This is a genomic window from Microbulbifer agarilyticus (assembly GCF_001999945.1).
GTDB classification, from domain to species: Bacteria; Pseudomonadota; Gammaproteobacteria; order Pseudomonadales; family Cellvibrionaceae; genus Microbulbifer; species Microbulbifer agarilyticus_A.
In genome coordinates, this window is record NZ_CP019650.1 from 3,520,529 (window position 1) to 3,542,633 (window position 22,105).

Genomic DNA, 22,105 nt, shown 5'->3' on the forward strand with positions numbered 1-22,105 from the left:
AGGGGGGAGACAATTAGCGCATGGCCAGCGTGTCGTCGGTAGAGATTTCTGCATAACCGGGTTCATCATTTTCCGAATCCATCTCACTGTACTCATCTGGGTCCAGCCAATCGACCGGGTTCCAGAAGTACTCTTCCGCATTCAGATAATCCAGCGGACGACTGAACCACAAGCGCCACAAGTCGCGACCTTCGGCACGCTCACCGTCGATAGAGTTTTCCAGCTGGTGCTCGATGGAAAGACGACTGAAGCCGGGATCACCGATCACATACTCACCATCTTTACCCTGATAGGTCAGAACCAAAGGATCGCGATAGCGAGTAACCTGCGCATTAGTGAGCAGCAAGTTGCCCTGCACATCCAACCAGAACTCTCCATAAGGCGTAACCAGCTGGCCATTCAGATCCTGAGGAGACAGGTCGACGTTATCCAGAGTCAAACTCAACACCCCACTCTGCATATCCAACTCTGAAATCACCTCCGCACTTTCGATACGCAGGTCACCGCTGGTAGATATTGCGCCGTAATCCGTCATCAGGCGGTCGATGGTCAAGCGCTCATTGTTCTCCACATTGACGCCTACCCACTGAGCGGCTGCGCCATCAATATTGGTCAGCGCCAGGAACAGTTCCGGGTTGCCCTGACTATCCACGTTCATATCGATGGTCGGTGCGCGCAACTCCAGCTCACCAGAAGCGGTCATCAGCACCTGATCAATCTGGATACCTTCTTCGGCTATGAAGCTGCCTTCTGGAATGGTCATTTGGTTCGCCAGCAGGAAGCCGTCGATCCACAGATGCGGGGTACCAATCAGCTCGGCAATTTCTACATCGCCGAAGGCGCGCATATGAATGTCGCCATTCTGCGCAGACAGCAGCTCCGCATGTGCGTCATTCAACAGGATCAAGTTGATATCACCTTCGTCGGTGACAGCAGAGAACCAGGGCACATCCATGATCAGAGGATCACCGATACCTGTTGCCGCGCTCAGGTAGCTGCGACCACCGGCCACACCCTGCAGGTGCAGGTCGGCGTCACTGCGCCCGTCAATACGGCCGTTGCTGCTCAACAGGTCAAATGCGTAATCACCACTCCAGCTACTGCTCAGTTCCGACAGCAACATGCTTTCGGAGCTGTGCACGCGGATACCACCTTGCGATTCCAGGCGGCTAGCACTGCCCATGGTCCAACGGTTGGTATCGATGGCCACAGCGCCACCCGCTCTCACCAGGGTGTCCGCAGACTGGGAGACGTCGCCAGTAGCGTGCAAGGTGAGTGCGCCACCGGTATGCACGTCGCGGCGCAGCTCTACGTCACCGCCGTTGGTGAGCGTGAAATCACCACCAACATTCAGTAACTGCAGATCCGCATCGCCAACGAGCGCGACATCGCCGCTACCTACAACCTGCACGCGCGCATCGCTATCCATTTGCCAGCTTGCTGCCGATGCGGACAGGTCACCATGCACGACCAGGTGCTGACCTTCGGCCTGCGCCATTTCAGCGGCGACATCTAACTTCATGCTACCGAAGGTTTCAGCACGCTCATTAAGCTGGAGCGCTCCACCTGCGGTAATTTCGGTATTGCCCTGGCCAATAAATTCGGCCAATACGACATCGCCCGCGCTATCGAGATAAGTATCCCCAGCTACTTGCAGCAGACCGCCCTGCCCCATCACAAAGCTGTTAGCTCGCAGGGTAAATGTATCGCCACTCACCACATCCAGAGTTGGATCCACGCTGACAGTACCCGCTGCAGACAAGAGCACCGCCCCTCCGGCAGTCAGGTGATCGCGCAGCTGGATGTCAGACATAGAACTGCTCAGGGAAAGCGCACTGCCACTATCCACTCTCGCCAGGCTCATGCCTGCCACAGTGGCAATATCCATTGCCCCCCCCACCTGCAGCAAGGCGTTGTCGCCCATGGTCCAGCTGTTGGCGGAAGCCGACAGGTCGTTGCCGATGGTGAACTGCTGGCCGGCAGACTGGGTAACGTCACCGCTCAGGGTGAGGTTCGCGTTACCGGTAACCGCAACGTGGTCGGCCATGGTCAGGTTGTCGCCATCGATGATGGTGAGATCACTACCAATGTTGGCAGCTTCGCTGAAGGCGATGTCGCCACCGGCAGTCAGAACTGCATTGCCATCCACATCTACCAACGCGTAGTACTGGCCATTGGTCGTGGTTGCGTCGAAGTCAGCGGCCACTTGCAGGTTGGCGCCGGTACCCATGGTGAAGCTGTCGCTGCTCACACTCAGGCTGTTGCCGCTTACCAGCTGTGCGGCATCGCTCAGGGTGATGGCATCGGCTGCCTGCAGCGTAATACTGTCAACGGCGTTCATGGTTTCACGCAGTGCAATCTCGGCACCACCGGTGAAAGTCAGCGTGCTGCCGCTATCCAGCTGTGCCAGATCCATACCGGCAACGGTATCAATCTGCATGGCACCGCCGCTCTGCAGCAGAGCAGCATCGCCCATGCTCCAGCTGTTGGCGGAAGCCGACAGGTCGTTGCCGATGGTGAACTGCTGGCCGGCAGACTGGGTAACGTCACCGCTCAGGGTGAGGTTCGCGTTACCGGTAACCGCAACGTGGTCGGCCATGGTCAGGTTGTCGCCATCGATGATGGTGAGATCACTACCAATGTTGGCAGCTTCGCTGAAGGCGATGTCGCCACCAGCAGTCAGAACTGCATTGCCATCCACATCGACCAGCGCGTAGTGCTGTTCGTTAGTGGTGGTTGCGTCGAAGTCAGCGGCCACTTGCAAGCTGGCACCGGTACCCATGGTGAAGCTGTCACTGTCTACAGACAGGTTGTTGCCACTCACAAGCTGCGCAGCATCGCTCAGGGTAATGGCATCAGATGCCTGCAGAGTGATGCTGTCGACGGCATTCATGGTTTCACGCAGCGCGATCTCGGCGCCGCTGGTCAGGACCAGCGTGCTGCCGCTTTCCAGCTGTGCCAGATCCATTCCAACAACCGTATCGATCTGCATGGCACCACCACTCTGCAGCAGGGCGGTGTCGCCCATGCTCCAGCTGTTGGCGGACGCGGTCAGGTCGTTGCCGATGGTGAACTGCTGGCCGGCGGACTGGGTAACGTCACCGCGCAGGGCGAGGTTCGCGTTACCTGTAACCGCAACGTGGTCGGCCATGGTCAGGTTGTCGCCATCGATGATGGTGAGGTTGGCTCCAATATTGGCGGCTTCGCTGAAAGCGATATCGCCACCGGCAGTCAGAACTGCATTGCCATCCACATCTACCAGCGCGTAGTGCTGTTCGTTAGTGGTGGTTGCGTCAAAGTCACTCGCCACTTGCAAGTTAGCGCCGGCGCCCATGGTGAAGCTGTCGCTGTCCAAGGACAGGTTGTTGCCACTTACCAACTGTGCGGCATCGCTCAGGGTGATCGCATCGGCTACCTGCAGGGTGATGCTGTCGACTGCGTTCATGGATTCACGCAGGGCGATCTCGGCACCGCTGGTAAGAGCCAGCGTGCTGCCGCTATCCAGCTGTGCCAGATCCATTCCAACAACCGTATCGATCTGCATGGCACCACCACTCTGCAGCAGGGCGGTGTCGCCCATGCTCCAGCTGTTGGCGGACGCGGTCAGGTCGTTGCCGATGGTGAACTGCTGGCCGGCGGACTGGGTAACGTCACCGCGCAGGGTGAGGTTCGCGTTACCGGTAACCGCAACGTGGTCGGTCATGGCCAGGTTATCGCCATCGACGATGGTGAGGTTGGCTCCAATATTGGCGGCTTCGCTGAAGGCGATGTCGCCGCCAGCGGTAAGGGTCCCACTGCCATCCACATCGACCAGCGCGTAGTGCTGTCCGTTGGTGGTGGTTGCGTCAAAGTCTCTCGCCACTTGCAAGTTAGCGCCGGCGCCCATGGTGAAGCTGCCGCTGCTCACACTCAGGTTGTTGCCACTTACCAGCTGGGCGGCATCGCTAAGGGTAATGGCATCGGATGCCTGCAGCGTAATGCTGTCAACGGCGTTCATAGATTCACGCAGTGCAATCTCGGCACCACTGGTGAGAGCCAGCGTGCTGCCGCTATCCAGCTGTGCGAGGTCCATACCTACAACGGTATCGATCTGCATGGCACCGCCGCTCTGCAGCAGAGCCGCGTCGCCCATGCTCCAGCTATTCGCAGAAGCAGTCAGATCACCGCTGATGGCGAAAGTCTCGGCGGCAGATTGGGTAACGTCACCACGCAAAGTGAGATGCGCATTTGCAGTACCCGCGGAGCCAACGGTGACATCATCAACAAGATTCAAGTGATTGCCATCGGCGATGGTCAAGGCACCACCGAAGTCAGCCGTTTCACTAAACTGGATATCGCCGTCTGCACTCAACTGCGCGCTATTGGTTACATTCAACAGGGCGAAGTCGATACCTTGCTGAGCGATCACATTCATCGCGTCGCGGGTATCGACCAGACTGCCGCTGCCGGCAGTGAAGCTACCAACACGTGCGGAGGCTTCGGCAATACCCTGCCAGTTGCCATAAGTCAGCAAGGTTGCCGCGTTGGCGAGAGACACATCGCCATCTATATTCAACAGCAGATTTGCACCGGAGACATTCGAACCGACGGTAACGTCGTTCAGGAAGTCGATGTCACCTGCGCTATCGATAGAAAGGTCACCCCCACTGGTAAGCAACCCGAAAGTACTGGCAGTGCTTGCAGAGGCAAATTCAAACGAAGAGCCTGCGCCACTTTGCAGCGCACTGTTTGCGGCCGCGGCCCAGGCAAGCGCTTCAGCACTGACTGCACCGCTGGCACTGGTGGATTGGGCTGCGGACTGCACAACCGAGCCGCCCAGTAGCAGGGTCATGTCAGAAATAGATCCGGTGCCTACGTCCAAATCGCCGACGAGGAACAGGTCGGCGTCACCGGTCAGATGCAGGCGCCCACCGATATTGGTATTCGCATCGAAAGTAACGTCATCACCGGCGCGCTGCGTCAGGTTACCCGTCACGGATAGGGTTTCGAAAACTTGCACACCGTCGGTGTCGATTACCGCATTGTTCGCAACGAGCAACTGACTGGAAGCCGCCATCTGCCAGCTCTGGGCCAGTAATGCGGAGGTCGCAATACCACGCAGGTTTCGGCCAACATCCAGCGTAACCCCATCATTAACAAACACATCGCCCTGTGTTTCCAATCGCAGGTTATTGCCAGTAGTCACGTCATTGGCAAACGTAATATCGCTGTCGCTATCCAGGGTCAGGTTGGTACTGGTAGTTACTTCACCAAAAGTGCTGTCGTCACCACGCAGGGTAAACAGCGCAGAGCCACTTGAGGTCATCTGGCTGGCCGCATTCGCAGCGACCGCACGCGCCGTCACATCAATAGAACCGGCATCAAGCAAGCTAGTTGCAGCAAGGGCGAAATCGTTACCTGCGTTCGCGAGGAACTGACCAGTGGTAAAGACACTACCGCCCAGCGTTACGCCTCCGGCACCCGACTGCAAATTAATCGATGCAACTTTGCTACCCGCGCTGCCAATATCACCCTGAATTTCCAGGCCGTTGGCCGCGGTAACCACGACATTGCCGTCGGTAAGCAGATCGCCGGTAGCCAGCAGGGTTTCACTATCAAGATTGATAACCCCTGAGGCAGTAACATCAACCAAGTTCAGCGCGTCGCGCGCATCAACGTAGACGTTGTCGGCCTGCAGATATACCGCATCGATATCACCCAGTGTTGTATCCAGCAGGTTTAATGCGGTGAGATTGATATCGCCATTCGCAATCAAGGATTGCAGGTTGAGGCTATCGACGGCAGTGAGCTGGATATCGTCTTCGCTGCGAATGAACTTGCCAGCGGACATGGTAATGCTCTGGGCATCTGCCAGCAGTCGCGCATCGCCACCAGAAGAAGCAGTGGTATAGGCAATATCGAGATCGCCATTTAACTGCATTGCGCCGGTTGCCAGCAGGTCGAGATCACCCTCAGTGGTGATATCACCCAAAGTCATCGCGCCAGCGGTCGCGTCCAAGTCACCACTGCCGATATCGAAGGTCACTTCATCGACATCGATATTGTCTGCGGAAAGTTTTGCCAGATTAGTGACGGTTACGGTTACCGCACCACTGTCGAGGATGTCCCCCGCGGCGAAGAGATCCAGAGCAGAAGCACTGATACCACCGTCAATGACCAGATTACCGCTGGCATCGATGCTGAGAACACCATTCAAATTTGCGCCCAAGCGCGCCTCAGAAGTACCCGCGATATTCAGCCAGGCGTTGTCGGCATTGATATCCAGATCGCCACCACCGGACATACGCAGATTCAATGCCTGAGTATTGCTGCCCAGGTCATCTCCAGCGACCAGTTGAATCGCACTACCGGAAACAACACTTTCGCTATCCAGGCCGAGGATATCTGCATTACTGGTCAGGCTTGCAATGCCGCCCGCGCTCACCGCGTCGACAATCAAATCACCACCAACCTGGGTAAGGTACAGGTTGTTGGCTGCGCCTGCCTGGCGCAGCACACCATCCAGGTCTACCTGGACGCGGTTGCTTACGCTACCGATATCGCCCTGGGTGTTGGCCAGGTACAGGTCGTTTGCGGAAATGTTGGTACCGCTGATCGCGTCGATGGCACCGTTCACCGCCAGACGTACATCGCCATCGGTAGAAACAATGCTACCCAAGGTCAGGCCGCTGGCAGACTCCGCATAAATCTCGTCGGTCGCGGCAATGTTCAGTACGCCGGTGGTATCGATCTTGATCGGATCCACTTGCGAAACGGTAAAGGTAATCAACGAACCATTTTCGATGGTTTCAATATCGCCGGGGCCTGCTTCCAACAACGCGATTTTTTGCGCGTCAGTAATGGTCGGATTATCACGATCGATAACGAATACCAGATCCGCGAGGTCTTCACCCACGCTGCCACCACTGACATTCAGGTCGAGGTTCGGCGCAACGATGTTGGCTTCGCGATTGGTCAGTGTTGCCTGCGCGTCCGCATTCAGGGCCGCCGCATTAATACTGATATCAAGCTGGCTCTGGCTCCACTGCGCACCCTCAATCAGGTCTGCATACCAGGAGCTGGCCTCATCGATCACCAGCGCGTAGTCCGTGTCATAGCTACTGGTCAGCAAGTCGCCGTAGTCGTAACCCTCCAGGGTACCTTTCTGCTCTACACCAATCGCATCTTCTTCATTCGCATAGACATCCGGGGCCGCGACTTGATCTGCGAACCAGTCTTCCAGCGCGAAGTACTCATCTTTCGCCTGCTGGGTCGCCTCGGCAACTGTCGACACGCCATAGCGGGACATAAAGGTGTCTTCGAAGGCGCCGTCAATGGTGAAACCGGCTTCGGAGGAATCGCTCAGACGTTGCTTGATCAGCCAGTACGTGTGGTACTTGCTAGTGAACTGGTTTTCATAACCAGTAACCGCAATTTCACCGGCATCGGCATCCTGCAAGCCGAGACGGTCCCACACGGTCTGCAGATAGGCCAGCTCTTCATCGGTCTTTTCATTCTGGCCAATACCATTGATCAGGCTACCGTCGCCAAGAGTGATCACAACATCTTCACTGGCGGTAATAGTATTTACCGCCAGATCGCCGGATGCCTGGTAGATGACAATATCGTCGGCTGCTTCCAGTGTGATTTCGTTGAGGTCTACATTGATGTAATCGTAGGTGGACGAGGTGCCAATGGTGCCCGCGGAACCGATGCTACCGGAGTAGCTCACCAGGTCGAGGGTATCGCCCTGAATATGGGTACCAGTACCCACACCCTCCAGACCTTTGTCCACTGTGCCGGCGATATCGTACTTCGCACTGAATTTTTCCAACTGCACCGCGCCGGACTTGCCGGTGATATCAAAATACACAGAGCCTTTATTCGCATCGAGCGACACGGTGTTGGTAGCGATATTCAGCGGGTCATCCAGGCTTCCCAGGTCACCCTTACCGGCGTAAAGGCGCAGGGTTTCTGCATCGAACGCGGCACCGGTGCTGACATCCAAAATACCACTGGTGTTAATGTCGGTAGTACCCAGCGGGTTATAGATATTGCCGTTGATACTGACGTTTGCTGCCGAATCAATATCGATGCTGCCGGTAGCTACACCAGTAAAGGAAATACCAATACTGTGATCGGCTTTCACATAGGTGTGGGTTTCCATATTGAGGTAATACGGGATGTACACACTTGGGTCGGTATCAGTCCAGTTAGAACCGTAGTATTTATCGTAACTGTAACCGATCGCCCACCAGTAACGGCTGATGCTATCCGCATCGTATTCCTGACGGATGTAATTTGTCGCAGTGCCGTTGGTACACACATCCGGGTTTGACGCGCAAGTAGTGTAGTAGCTGGCCTCAACATCCCACTCCAGAGCGCCGTTTGCACCAGTGCCCTGCCATTCGCCCACAGTGTTCGGGTACTTAGCCAGGTAGCCATCCGGGAAGTCGGTGTAAGAACGGCTAACGGACGCATCCTCACGGATGTAATACAGCTGTCCGGCGAGCGGATCGTAAGTGGTGCTAGACGTGGTGCCGGTACCACCGGAAGAACGAATAAATGCACCATCCTCGTAGCTTGTCGCATACGAAGTCGTTTCGTATTCCTGAATCTGTCCGCCGGGGCTGTGTACATACCAGTGACTGAAGTAATCGTTGCTACTGCCACCGTCGTTCATGTTTTTGGTGAAGTTGTAGTCGGTGATACGCACGATACCCACAGCATCGTCACCGGCATCCAAACTATTAATCACCAACTCGGTATTGGAATTATTGTCGATATCGATCTGGCCAAGGCCATCGCGTACCAGAATATTCCCGTCCGCTCCGGTAGAGGAAATCTTGGCATTAATCGACAGGTAGCCACCGCCGGAAACCGGTACGTCGTCCACCAGGAGCTGGCCACTGGCGACGTCATAGGTCAACGAAATACTTTCGGCGCCATTAAATTTAGAGATCTGCGGATCGACATAAATATAGCGATTTTCAAACGGCGTCACATAGGCGCTGACGTAATCTGGATTGTCGACCCTCAGGGTTTGACCTGGTTGCAGTTCGATCTGATCACCACCGGAGAGACCTGCCAGATCGATATATTGCGCAATGGCAGAATCAAATCCACTGCCAACACTTACCGACCAGTTGTTGTCGGTACCCACTTCAATGGTGCCATTGATATCGACGCGACGTGCGTTAATCACGACTTTCTCGCCAACTATCGTGGTACCCGGTGAGCCGACATCGCTTTTCACCGAGTTATAGCTGGCAGTACGGACCAAATTGCTCTGCTTATTTTCAACCGGCTGGAAGCGCCAGTTTCGGCCACCGCGACTACTACTGTCGGTCTTGAACTTCAGGCGAATTTCGTCATCACCATCGTACTCTTGACTGTTACTGAAGCCCCAGTTGAAGAATACGTGCACGGTATCGTAGTCGCCGGCGTAGTATGAGTCTTCGCTGTTATCGCTGTTACTACCAATAAAACACTCATTAGCAGTGGCACAGGCATAGAACCAATTGTTGAACTCATCAATACCGGTTGCATCAATATCATCTTCGTAGCGATGGTTAATCCAGTACTGAACAAAATCGTCAGCGTCGTCGGGCTTCCACTTGTCGACAAAATTCACCAGTGATGAAGGTGCACGACCGTAATACACATCGCTATTGCCTGCATTCACCACCAGGCTGCCGTTTTCCACGGTGAGATTGATGGTATTGGCTTCAATACTCGCCTGTTGCAGCAAATCGCCCTCTTCCAGGGTGATATCTACTGTGGATAACAGGTTGGTAATAGCACCATCAATAATGACGTCAGAATTAAGGTAGTTGGTGCCACCCGGGTTGTGGACAATATGAATTCCGGAGCTAACGCCCGTCGTACTGCTGTCTTCCTCGGTGATATAAGCCTCATCCAGGGAGGCGCCGCCGGTGACGTACACATTGCCACCTGTTTGGTTGGCAATATGCAGATTACCGACCAACAAATGCTGGTCATCGCGGTTGTTGATATCGATGTAGGCATCACCGCGAGCGATAAATTCGGGGCGATTATTACTGCCGCCTTGCAAGTCAATGGTGTCCGCCAGCAGGCTAACGTTACCCGCTGATGCGCTGATATCGGTCACTGCGATTACGTTATTTTCCTGTTCGGACAAGGTATCCAGAACCACGGAAAGCGCAGCAATTTCGGTTTTCAGTTCGACAATTTCGTCGGTATACGGGTTTTCACCGGAGCTGCCGGTGCCGACTTCGGTGCTGGTGCCGCCGCTACCGGTATCGCCGGTATCTTCGTTACCATCGGTCTTGCCGCCTTCGTTACTGGTGCCGGACTCGGTCCAGGCCTCGTACTCATCCACCAGCGCCTGCAGTTCATCGATGTAGGCCTGCAAGCTGGCACGGGAAGAATACTTGCCACTGAGTTGACCAGCTGTACCGTAGCCGGCGAGGTCAGAGGTGATATTGCCCGAGTCATCCACATCCACCCACTGGTAGGCATTTTGACCCGCAACCACAGAGCCGGAACCTTCAAACACCAGCGAGTTATCACTGCTGGTATCGTTGGAACCGAAAGTGGTTTCTGTGGAGAAGAGTTCCAGATAGGGGTTGCGCTCTACACCATCGGCATTGGCATAGAGAGAGCCCTCATTGGCTTCCACGGTAACGTGGCTGTCACTACCCAGATCAATGTCATCACCAAAGATGACGGTGTTGGTGACATTAATATCGGCGTCGGCATCGTTGCCCGCCGGAATCGGCACTGCAGTCCAGTTGTACACATTGGTGCGCGCATCGGCTACCAGCTGGTTTTCATACAGGTAGCTAGAACCACGGCCGGCATAGATACCGATATTGTCGAGGGCGTTAATGATTACGTCCTGGCCGATATCCACCGTGTTGGTCACGTTAACGTTCACATCGGATACGCCGCCGGCCACACCGGCAACGGCCCACACGCTGGTTTCCGCCTGTGCCGTTGCAGAACCAATGGTGTAAGTACCGATACCGATTTCGCCAATCGGGTTGTACAACACTACATCATCACCAATGGTGACGGTGTTTTTGGTGGTGGCGTCCACGTCGGATTCCGAACCGGCGCCCTGCAGGGCACCACCCACTTTCAGTACCGCCGCATCGTATACATAGAAACGCGTGTGCGCGTCGATTGCGATACCGTGGTCATAAAAACTGTCGAGCCAGGCAAGATCGCTGATCGCCAGCACGGCATTGTTGCCAATGGTCACCGCCGCCTCGACACCGGTAAGATCCTGGTACGACAGACCTGCGGAACCGTTCGCGGCACCACCAGCACCGGCATTAATGCTGGTTGAGAAGCCGGACTCCGCTGGGTCCTGAATTTGCAACGCGCTGTTGTCGGCTTCGATTTCGATTTGCAGCGCTTCGAAGCTGACGTTGTTGCCCAGCGTCACTTCAACATCGTTGTCGATATCCGAGCTGGCTTCCGCACCGGAGCCACCGACCACCGAAACTGTGGTGGAGTCGACACCGGAGAAGAACTGGCTTTCATGCGCAGCAGAAAGACGTACCTCGCCGCCGAGTACCGGCACCGCGGTGTAACCGGATGCCCAGTCTGCGATCTCAACACTCGCGGACTTGTTGGAATTCGAATTGTTGTAGCTGTTCGCGTTGGAAACCGCCGCAGAACCCGCGTAGTAACCGCCACCACCGGCAGTGGTGAAGCTCTGGTTTTCGTCGTAGTTGTAGGCGTCTAGGATAAAGTCGCCGGTGCGCAACACCGCGTTGGAAATCGGGTTGCTGCCGTACTCTACGCGCGCGGAGGTACTGGACTCTGCGGTAGACCAGTTAAAGCCACCGGCAAACAGACCAACGAAGTAGCCATCCGCATCCGCGTACTGTATCGCGGTATTGCGCGCGTAAACGCCGAAATCGTTGTCTGGAATACGCACGCCGTCGCCCACTTTGGCAACCGCTTGTGAGCTATTTTCTGCCAGCGCTTCGGAGCCGGCCACGCCGGCCAGCAGACCGCCGGATGCGGCAAACGCATTGGCATCGGCACTGACATAATCGTCATTTGAGCCATCACCGGTTTCGGCACGAACATTTACATCCGCATTGCCGGTGAAGTAGGTACCATCGCCAACTTCAGCCACCGCCTTGGCATCCGCGATGGCATAGGAGAAGGAACCACCCATGGCACCACCGGCAGCAACGGTGACACCGTAAGCGCGGGAGAAGACTTCGGGGGTCGCCTGGGCATCGATATTGACCGCGGCATCGGCATCAATGGTGCCGTACACGGTGGCATTTACATTGGACTCGTCACGGGCGTCGGTCACGACACCCTGAACACCGGCAATCAAACCACCGGCCAGAGCAAAGGCACTAGTTTTTACCAGGCCAGCGGAATAAGCATCCAGCTCGACCGTGTTGTAACCACTGATGGCCTTGCCAGTTTCGCCCAGCCAGGCATCCACATCACTGTTCTTTTCAGCAAAGCCAATGGACGCACCAATCGCGCCAGCACCGACGGTAACACTTAGAGAGCCTTCGGTAGGATCGGACGGTTTGCCCGCATCCAGGTCGCCAACACGCAGTTCGGTGGTATCACGGGCGGATACAGAAATATCACCACTGTCATCACCGGTGGCAGAAGACACACCGGCCACGGTGCGCAGTTCACTGCGCACATCGTTGTAGTTCACGGTAATACCGGTACCACCGCCGCTGATCACCCAGGACTTCATTTCGCCCGCGGCGTCATCATCGGATATGTTCATCACCTGTGCATCGACGGTCACGTCGTTGGCGGTGAGATCGGTATCCACGGTAGCAATCGTCATGTCATACAGACGGGTAACACCCACGGCACCGGAGATGGCACCGCTACCCAATGCAACTGCACCCAATCCTTGATAGGTAAACAGCAAAGTCTGGGCGTCGACATCCAGCGTATCCACATCGATGTCACCGCCGGAAATACGCGCGGCCACCACACTCTCACCACCAATTTTCAGCGAATTACCGGATTCGGTAGTAGTACTGGTGCTCGGCGCAGTGGATGCCTCGATGGTGGAGCCACTCTCTTCTTCAATCGCGGCAATATCATCGCTCGAGAGATGCGGGTTGTAGCCAGCGGTATCTTCCGCCAGCACATTATTCGCGGTCTGGCGAGACGGATCGAATTCGTCTTCCGCATTGGTGCCGTCTTCGGTGGTGGTATCCCCCTGACCGAACAGCGCGACACCAATACTTACTGCAGCGCCAAAGTTGGTAGAGGCACCACCGGCCATGGAGATCATCCATGCTTGACGCTGAGCGGTGGCATCGATATCGAGCGTAGTGGCGTCGATGTCGGAACCAACCACTTCGGAGTACACCTGACTGCGGCCGAGTACCACGTTGGCTACTGCACCTACACCGACACTGCTGCCAGCACCGATACCCAGGGTTTCCTGGTCAACATCGAGAATATCCTGCGCATTGACAGTGACACTGGTGGCATCAGAAGTGCCGTCCTGGCCAACAATCTGCGTAGTGAAGTAATCGTCGGCGGTATTGGAATTGGTGCCATTGTCATGCAGCAGGCCGTGTACACCTGCGCGGGTTTCGCCCTTGAATTCGGTAACGTTGATCATCGCCGCCACACCGTAACCGGTGCTGAGGCCGGCACCCAGGGAGTAGCTGTTCACGCTCTCCAGGCGGTCGGCATCGACGGTTACGTTATCCGCCTTGATCAGGGTGGTGTCATCATCACCGGAATCATCCAAATCATTGCCAATCAGTGCAGTGCTATCGCCGCCCACCAGGTTAACCGCAAGGCCAAAACCGACGCCCACGGTGGTGCCGATACCCGCAGAACCGGCCGCGGAATTCACATCCTGGCGTCGCTCGGCATTCACCACCACATCCGAGGCGGTAATGGTGCTGTCGTGCAGCCACGCCTTGGTGCCGCCCATCATTTTATTGATGGTCACAGAGGCCGCGCCGCCGAGGCCACTCTCGGCGCCCACACCCGCGGCAATACCGGCGGAAACCGCCTGTGCTAGCTGAGTGGAGTTTGCTTCCAGCACCAGCTCATCCGCATCGATGGTGCTGTTATCGATCTCCGCGTTCGCCTCTTTACCCATATGGTTGGTAGAGAAGCCACCGATACCAGAGCCACCACCAGAAATCGCGATACCAGCAGAAACGCCCAGCCCGTAGTCATGACTGGAGCCACGCACAACAACGTCCGCGGTATCCGTGCCAGATACACCACTATTGATGGTGGAGTTTTTAATGTAAGCGTCCGTGCTGGACTCAAACACATTGGTGGCGACGTTCGCAGTAATCGCAATATTTTTGCTGCCGGAGCCACCGACGGTAATCGCCTGCTGCTTAACAAAGCTGGTGGCGTTAACCCCGACACCGGTAACCGCTTCATTGCCTTCGCTCAAATTCTGTGAGCCAAATGCGGTGGTGAGGTCATCCATCGATACGTCGGAATTTCCGACTGCGTTGGAGTTGCCATCAGAGTCTTCGTCAGTGGCGGAAAGGTCCGGCAACGCAGTCATGCCGGCAAGTTCACCATCAAGAATATTGAAGGTGCCGCCAAGGCCCAGGGCCTTAACGGTTGCGTCTTCGATATAGGCCTGGGTCTTGCCGTATTCAGCTGCGGTGGAAATTGCGATCGCCCCCGCGCCGCCATTCAGTCCAACACCAACTGCACCACTACCCACCAGATTTTCAGTGTGGGCTTGCGCTTCAACCCCGACGTTGCCGTAGGCGTCGATGTCGGCCTTCTCTGCGATACGTGCCGTCACATTGCCGTCGACAACGCCGGTACCAATGGACGGGGCTACCGAGATCTGATTCGATGCGGCAACACCCGCGTCGATGGTGAGCAACCAATTATCGCGCAGGGCATCGACGTAAACGTGTTTTGCCGCGAGTACCGTGCTGGTATCGCTGCTATCGTCGCCAAGAATTTCCGCAGTCACATCAGAATCGATGCGGTTGACCGCCAACGCAACACCGCCTGCAGAACCGCTGGAAGAACCTGCGCCCATCCAGGCGGTAGACACACTATCGGTGTAATCGGTGGACTGCACGCGAATGGTGCCGCCGCTATTGGTCGCGGAGCCGTCGGAGTTTTCCCCAACATTTTTGATCCCCGCCTGTACCGTTTGGTCGACGTCGGTAACACCGATGGCACCAGCGAATGCGAGGCCAGAACCTCCGGTAGAAGCACCAATACCAATGGCGTTACCTACCAGTAGGTTTTCATCGCCGTCGGAACCGCTGGACGCTTTCACGGTAATATCATCGGACACTTCCAGATCAATATTTCCGATGCGTGCACGGGTTTCGTGCCCGCTGTCACCCACGAGATTTAGGGCAACCGCCAGGCCGCCAGCCGCACCACTACCGGTGGAAACAGCCACCGCGCCCGCAACGTTAACTGCGTCCATATCGTTTTGCGCGGTAACGGCCACATCTTCGGCGTGAATGAGACCGTCTTTACTGCCACTCCAATCACCGATCTCGGCTTTCACGGTGTTGTTAAGGCTATTCACGGCAACCGAACCAATACCAGAATACTTGCCGGTGGCTACGCCAACACCGATGGACACGGTGTATAGCAGGGCCTCATCACGGGCACTTACATCCACACTACTGGCAGCAGTATCGGACTCATTGATATTGGCGTTGCGAATTTGCGCGGTTTTTTCCGTGCTGACATCCGCGTGGGCATAGGAAATACCCAAGTTGCTTTTGCCTACCTGCACCACACCGGCAACCGCAATAATGCGCTCCCCTTCGGTGCCATAGTTGTAGGCGGAGCCGGTGCCATCATCACTGGTGTGCACTTCGGTATTATCGAAGGCACTTGCACCAGAGAAGTCGTAATCGTCGTTGATACTGCTGGAACCCAGCCCGTCCAGGATAGTGTCGAGGCTGCCGTTTTTGCTTCCGGCGACATTAACGGAAACCGTATCCGCGCTGGTGATATCCACATTTTCCAGCAGCGCTTTGCTATCGCTGCGGATTGAACCAATGGCGAAGCTACCCATAAAGCCAAAGGCATTTTCGGCGTTGTCGTTGTAGCCTACACCCGCTGCACCGATACCAATACGCTGCAAACCGCGCGCACTGATATCGATATTTTGGAAATCATTAATTTCACTATCGGTACCGGAGTAGTCGGTAACGACAGCTTCTACTGCTTTGCCGCTGTAGACGTCTTCGTTGTACGCGCTGCTCCAGATATTGTTGCCGTCCGGGTTGCTGTCGCCAATCAAGTCCGCGGGGTCATCAATATCCGCATAGGTAATCGCCAGGCCAAAACCTTGTTGACCGCCGGCGTACAGCGTACCACCACCCACACCGACATCGGTGTTGTTATAGGCAGTCACTTCCAGGTCTTCATCACCACCTTCACTGGAACTGATTGAAGAGCCTTCGATACGTGCGGAGGTGCCGTCGCGCACCATGGCGCCGGAAATGGAAAGTCCGGCAGAAGTGGACTTGCCACCCTGCGATGGTTTGTCCACCGCGAGCGCCAGGCCGATGGAGGTCAGGTCGCCGCCGTGCAGAGCCTGCACGGCGACATCGCCCGCATCCACTACGTCGGAGTCCACCAGCCACGCCAGCGCATCATTAAAAGTAATCTGGTAAGCAATGGCACCAGCCATTGCCTTACTGTTGGGAGTAGACGGGGACTGAGACAGGTTGACCGCCGCCGAACCGGAGGCGGAAGCCGATACAATTTTTTGCAGCGCCTGGATGTCGAGATTCACCTCATCACCAGCGCCGCTGTGCGCGCGAATATTTGCCCCATCAACGATGGACTTGGCATCCAGGTTGGAAACAGAAACCGTTACGCTACCCGCGCCGGCAAAGCTGGTCGCATCCGCATCAACCTCGGCCACGCTGTCGCTACTATCGGAAGAGCTGCCGTTCGAAGCATCACTGGATGCCTGGTTAACCGAACTTTTGCTGCTACTACTGCTACTGCTGGCATCGCTGTGCTTGCCCGACAGTTTGCCGGAAATCTTGCTGGCCAGGCCGCCGGTCTTGCCATCCAACCAGCCTTTCAACTTGGTGGACATGCCCGGCTCATCGGTGTGTTCCTGCAGCAACGCACCGGCCGCCGCGAGGCTGCCATTCGTACCGGACGATTTACTGCGCACTTCGACATTGCGCGCAACAATGGCACGCTCGGTAGGTGCCGGTGCCGACGGAGCATCCGGTGCGGGCTGGGAATCGTTTTTGAACGAAACCTTTTCTTTTTCCTCAGAGTTGTCACCAATAAACGCCTTGGTGTCGCCCTGGGTGATGTTGACCGCGATGGCCACACCCACGGCACTCTCGCCGGTGGTCCAGTTAACCGCACCCCCCGCAGCCCAGTTGCCCATCTGGTGGTCGGCAACGATCACCAAATCATCGGCAGTAACGAACGCGCGATTGCTCAGCGAGGCATGAGTCAGAGCTTCAGAATTCAGTACGGAAATCGCGCCGTTGAAACCAGTACCGGCACCCCAACCGGAAGAAGGGGTAACCACAAAGTGGCGCTCGTCGGTTTCTGCGGTAATGGAAATATCACCGGCCGCGGTAATGGTCGACTCGCCGATACCCGCGACCGCGTCCGCATTTTGCTGAACGAATACGATAGAGCCACCAACGGATTTACCTTCCTGGTTGGTACCGTTGGCGTTAGGGATCAGGCCGAGACTACCAATGTTGCCCGCGACGTTGGCGCTTTCGATTAAGTTGAAAGCGCGCACCGAGACTGACTCATCAAAGTCGAAGGTATAGGTTACCGTCTTGAACGGCTCGAAATCGTCGAGAATACCCGGCGTGCCGCTATTGGTTTCTACCTTGCGCTCAGCGCTCCAACTGCCGGTTCCGGTGGTGATAACAGTGGCGTTGTCACCGATCCAGGCTTTGGTGTCGATATCATTCCACACCACATTGACGGTGCCACCGTAGGCTTCCTTATCGGCACTCGCACCGGAGTTGGCAAAGGTAGTCAGGATATTACTTTCCAGCCCGCCGGTACTGCTGAATTTGTTCTTGATGTCGGACATGGTGTCCCACCGATCGTAGGTGGAAACGATCGGCATTTTCTGCTCGGCCACCACACCGAGATTTTGCGCGTTGACGGTAACGTAGTCACCGACTTCGGCAACGGCCTCGCCCTCATTGATTGCGAAGTTAAACGCGAGCGCGGCACTTTTTTCTGCATTGGCAACAACGTTGCCGCGCTTTTTCGGCGAGGAAATACTGGATTGCGCCGTGGTGCGATAGCCACCCTGGTCACCACCCACCGCACCGCGGCCATCACCGCCACCGATGGCATCGTTGTCGGTACCGAGATCGGTACCCGCCGCTACCAGTACATCGCCACTGGCGTTAATAGTGGGCGCTTCATCCGCGCCGGAAACATTGTTGCCGAGATAGGCGTAGGCTTCGTGATCAGACAGGTTGAGAGACAGCGCAAGGCCACCCTTCCACTCAACCTCACCTGGCTTGCCGTTATCTTCCGGAGATTCAGTACTTTCCGGCAAGTACTTGGTGAGCAGCCCGGATGCGCCGGACTGCACTTTGCTGGCGCCCTTGATCAACCGGGAACCGAACATCCGCAGGAGTTTGCCCGCACCAATTTTCACACCGGAATGCACGCGCTGCTCTACGGTGCGATCCAGTGCGGTCACGGTTACATTGCCGACCTTGTCGCCGATGCTACCAATATCCGCGCCCATTTCTGCGGTTGCGTTGGTATTAAAATCGCCCACGGCAACCGCGATACCGTAGCGGGTACCGGTGAGGCCATAAACACTGGATGAGGAGTAGAAACGGTTCAGGTTCTCTGCCGAGAGCACCAGGTTGGCCGCATCCAAGTCTGCGCCATTTTCAATGCGAGCGGTGGCATTAACATCACCCTCGGCCACTGACGCGGCAACCACGGCCTTGTTCGAGTTTTGCGCCTGGATAACAAAGGCGGAGGCTGCCACATAGGCCTCATTGTGCGCGGTAACGCTGAGGTCCTGCCCCGCATGCACAATTGCCCCGGATTGAATTTCGGTGGTACTGGTCGCATCGGAATGGCTGTAAATACCGGCCAGGGCAACGCCCGCAGGTGCGCCGCCAAGTACGGCCGCCAGCGATTCACTCATGGCATGGGATTCAGAAGCCAGGGTGATGTCATCGGTCGCATTGAGGTCGGCAGTGCCGGTCACGGTTACGGTGGCATCCGCCAGCGCTTCCATATAGTTAAATTCAACACCCAGCAGTTGGGCTACGGTCTTAACACCGAGCGTAGTGCCCAACTCAGCATACATGGAGCTAATGGCGATGCTTTCGGCCTTGGCGGTAATGTTCGCCGCATCGATCTCACCAGACAGGGTAATACTGGTGGTGGCACTCGCGGTGCCATAGCCAACTTCGCTCTTGTCGCTGGCAGTAATGGTGACATCACCATCCTTAGCCACCCCGGTTGCGTCCAGGTGGCTACCATCTTCCAGCGTGATCTCGCGACCATCGATGGTGATATCGCCACCGCCGGTGGACAAACTGCCCGCTACATTGATGGTGTCACCGTCCAGAGCGATATTCGCCGCGGTAATATCGGTAGCCGAAGAAACCGTGATGGTATCCGCAATCAGTTCGAGGTCGCCGCCGTATACCAGCGACTTGGTCCAGGTCAGGTCATCGGAATCCAGGGTAAGCTTCGCCGCATTCAGTCCGCTCAGGTCGAGACTGTCGTCGATCGATGAGCGCAGGATGATGTCGCCAGTGGCGTTGAGCGTGCCGCTGGTATCGAAGGTATCGACTTCCAGAGTAATGTTATCGGCAGAGACCGAAGTATCCGTGGTCAGCGTCAGGGTGCCGGCGCTAAAGCTGATGTCGGAACCACTGAAATCGAAATCGCCACTGTCTACCCAGACAATATCGCTCGCTGCAGCGCCGGTAACCGCACTGTCAGAGGCGTTATCGGAAAGCACAATGGTCGCGTCGGTAACCAGCGCCAGCTCGGAATAGCTGAGGTTACCCAGGTCGGCATAGCGCGCGCTTTGCTCCAGTGTAATGGTGCCAAAAGTCGCGCTGTCGCTATCGCCGGCATCGGCAATGGCGCTGCCATTGATTTGCGTGTCGGCAGAATCGAAGGAAATATTGTCTGCGGTAATCGAATTGCCGCTGGTTACGGAGATCGCGCCGGCGGAAAGCTTCAGCTCGCCATCGAAGTCGACCGCCCCCACCAGTTTGAAGTCATCGGCCCCTGCTGCCACGTATTCGCTGTCGGTGGCCGCGGCCGCAAATACCATGTGATTGCTGGTCACCAGCGACAGTATGTCGGCGCTGATTTGAGAAAAATCGAAATCGAGCGTGTTACCGCTCAGGCGGATTTCGCCCGTCGCGGCCAGCTGATCGCCTACCGAAAGGGCATTGCCCGCGGTCAGTACAATTTCCTCGGCGGAAATCGTGAGGCCGGATGTGGTTTCCAGTTTTTGCGCCTCAAGCTCCAGCGCATAATCCAGGTCGATCGCGCCGGAGGATTCCTCCCACACAAGATCGCCGCTGCTGCTGGATACCGAGCTGGCATCGCTGGTGAGGTAAAAATCGTTGGTGGTGACGACTTTGACACGGCTCGCGGAGATGTTGCCCAGGTCATCGTAGTTGGCATCTCCATCCAGCAATACCTGCCCGAGGCTGTCCGCGGCAGTGGCGTCAGCAGTCAGGCTGCCACTAATCTGGATATCACTCGCGTGCAGCGCCACATCGGAGCCGGACACGACGTTATCCGTGGTGATCTCGATTGAGCCCGCGCTCGCATCCAGAGAATCAAACGCATCCAATTCACCGACGATCACCATGTCACTGGCACCGGCAGAAGTCACCGCACTTTCGTCAATGGTGGCGGCCAGAATCAGCGCATCGCTGCCTGCATCGAGATTGAATTGCGGAGCATCCACATCAACGATACCGACCACGTACTCGTTCTCGTCATCTTCGGTGCCGATGCTACCCAGCGCGGTAAGGTTACTGGTTACGGTAACCGTTTGATCCGCGATGATACTGATATCACTTGCCAGTACATCACCGGCGAGAGAGACATTGTCCCCCACGAACATCGCGGTTGTCGCGGCTTCGGAGGCAACCGAGTCATCCCGCGCATCGATGGTCGCACCACTCTCAACAGCAATATCCGCCGCGCTGATGGTGATACCACCATCGGCCATCAGGTCTCCACCAACGGTCGTATCGCCCTCCGCCACAATCGTGATTGTGCCGCCCTCGACCTGCAGCGCCGTGGGCGCGGTGAAATCGCCCACGTTTACCATAGCGGCATCAACGTAGATCGCCTGAATGGCATTGCCCGCGGTCATCACCGCGCCGGCATCCACAACAACCTCATTTGCGAGGATATCGATACCGTCAGCGGTATTAACTTTGCCCGAAATCGTCACCAGACCACTGGCGGACACGCTGTAGTCGTCGTTGGCAAGTGCAGTGATGCCCTCGTCGGAAAAGTCCGGAGTGCCCACATCCAGCCAGCTATCGATCTCAGTTTGTGAGGGTGTTCTTACGGAAAGCTGACCGACATTGATTACCCCTGACGCCCCCACAAGAAAACCGTAGGAGCTGGCAAATACAACGTTGCCACCCAGTGTTCCGTCCTGATAGCTGTTCAGCACACCGTGAACTTCCGGACGGCTGTTGCGCACGATATTTACGAGCTGATCAACATCGCTATCCAGCTCAAGGTTGACCGTGTTGAGATCGCCTACCACGAAATCATTGAAGACGTTGACCCCGACCGATCCCTTCTTGTACTTGCTTTTGACTCTTTCGACGTTGCCGCCGAGATCTTCCACATCGGTAAACGCATCCACTGCGTCAACATTGTGCGTCGCCGCCAGCAGGTTGACCGCACCACCGGAGAGCAGCGCCCCCAGGGTCAGCTGCTTGCCCCTATGCGTACGATTACTGCGATTCAATTCGGCTCCGTTGCCGCGAACGGCATGGCGAATTGCACGAGCAAGCATATGGTGACGGAAGGGTTTCATGCTTTGGTCCTTGAAAACGGTAGGGGTTTTCTTCGTCGTTCTAATTTTGTGTACGACCGTCAAATAAACGGCCTTTTTACGATCTTGCTA

At 56.2% G+C, this 22,105-nt stretch carries 1 protein-coding gene; it reads right to left on the reverse strand.

What is annotated here, in order from left to right:
- Nucleotides 1-13: 13 nt before the first annotated feature.
- Entirely contained in the window at nucleotides 14-22,015 is a 22,002-nt protein-coding gene (locus Mag101_RS14800) for a leukotoxin LktA family filamentous adhesin (protein ID WP_077406691.1), read from the reverse strand.
- Nucleotides 22,016-22,105: the final 90 nt, after the last annotated feature.